2 protein-coding genes are annotated in these 1691 nt (G+C 69.7%); both read right to left on the reverse strand.

Features of this window, described 5'->3' with window-relative positions; translation table 11 throughout:
- Window positions 1-160 precede the first annotated feature (160 nt).
- Window positions 161-664: a hypothetical protein gene (locus tag ACFZDJ_RS55010; protein WP_391070828.1), complete on the reverse strand. Its 504-nt coding sequence runs from the start codon at window positions 662-664 to the stop codon at window positions 161-163.
- A 2-nt stretch (window positions 665-666) separates the two neighbouring features.
- A partial coding sequence (locus tag ACFZDJ_RS55015) for a molybdopterin-dependent oxidoreductase (RefSeq protein WP_391070830.1) occupies window positions 667-1691 on the reverse strand: 1025 nt, incomplete at its 5' end.

A 1691-nucleotide genomic window follows, 5' to 3' on the forward strand; every position in this document is an offset into this window, starting at 1 on the left:
ACGGTCTTGTCGGCTGCCGTGGGCTGCTCGTGCCAGCGGTGTACCGGCATCCGGATGCGGCGCCCGTCGGCCAGCCGTAGGTACACCGGTTCTCGGCCGGGTTGCAGGGCGAGTGCGTAGGGATCCTCGTCGGCGTCGTGCAGCTCGTCCTCGTCCGTTGTCACGGTGCTGCGCCATGCCCTGGGGCGGGTCGGGGGTCGTCGCCGTGGCCGGCCCGCCTCGCGCGGCGCAGTCTGATCGCGAAGGCCACGGCGGAGGCTGCGAAGAGTACGCCGGTGATCGCCAGCCATCGGCCGAGGTAGACGCTGTCGGACAGCCCGGTGTCGCCGGGGTAGGGGACGGCCATACGGAAGACGAGGGGGAACCAGACCAGCAGGAGCAGACCTGCCAGGAAGGCGGGGACGCGCAGGTGGTTGATCCACGGCACTGTCGGTGCGTCGGCGGCTCGGTGCCGCAGTACGGAGAGGGCCGAGAGGTCGGCCAGCGAGTACAGGGGCAGGAGGATGAGGTCGTGGAGGATCGCCGCAGCGACGAACCAGATCGCCACCTCCCAGGGCTGGACGGCGAACAGGCGGACCATGGCGTAGCCGGTCAGGGCGAAGGAGGCGATCAGGACGAGCAGGTGCAGGGGGCCGGAGCCGTACCAGCGTGCGATTCGTGCCATGGTCACGCCCTGAAGGTGAGCCGGTGGACCCACTTGGTGTTGTTCACGCCGGGGTTGGCCGGGACGATGATGCGGGCCGGGTAGCCGTGGTCGAGTGAGAGGGCCGCGCCGTTGACGCGGAGGGCGAGGAGCGCTCGGGGGTCGTGGATCTGGTTGCCGCGCAGCACCACCCGGGTGAAGGGGCCGGGGGGTTGGATGGATTCGACCAGGACGCTTGCGGCATCGGGCAGTCCGGCCAGAGCGGCGAGGTCGGCCAGCCGTAGGCCGCTCCAGTGCTGGTCTTCGGTGGACCATCCCTCCACGCAGGCGATCGGCAGTGCGGCGGCGTGCTGGGGCATCGCCAGGAGCTGCTCGCGGGTGAAGACCCGTGGCGCTCCGCGTCCGTGGACCTCCAGCCGCCAGGTGGGGCCGACGAGTGCGGGGGTGACGCCGACTTTTGCCGCCGTCTTGTTGATCTGAAAGCTGTTCGGGCCGCTGCCGGGATCGCGGTTGTGCGGTGCGAGCAGTGCAGTGGCGCGCAGCCATCCACCGATGCTCTGTCCGGCAGTCACCACGAACAGGAGCAGCGAACCCGCGCCCACCATGCCCACCGCGCCGCGGCGGGTCATCGTGGGCGGGGCGGGAGCGGTTGCCACCAGGCCGTCGGGATCGGGTGGTTCGGGCACGGTGTGGGCGAGGTCGGTGCGCAGTTCGGTGCCCAGGCTGCGTGAGCGCAGGGCCCGGGTCATCCGGCCGAGTCTGAGGCACACGTGGACGACGAAGGCGGCGATGAACACCCAGGCGCCGTAGAAGTGCAGGCGGTAGAACGAGCCCGGGAAGACGTAGTAGAGCTGGATGTTGATGATCCCGGTGACGAATTCGAAGATGACGCCGCCGACCAGCATCAGCAGGGACAGTCTCTCCAGGCCGTGGGCGATGGAGCGTACCGGCAGCCATTCGAACAGCTTGGGGATCACCGACCACAGCTTTGCCAGCAGCACCGGCACCAGCACCACGCCCAGCGTCACATGCACGCCCTGGAGAAGCC

This window comes from Streptomyces sp. NPDC007896 (assembly GCF_042959425.1).
GTDB lineage: Bacteria > Actinomycetota > Actinomycetes > Streptomycetales > Streptomycetaceae > Streptomyces.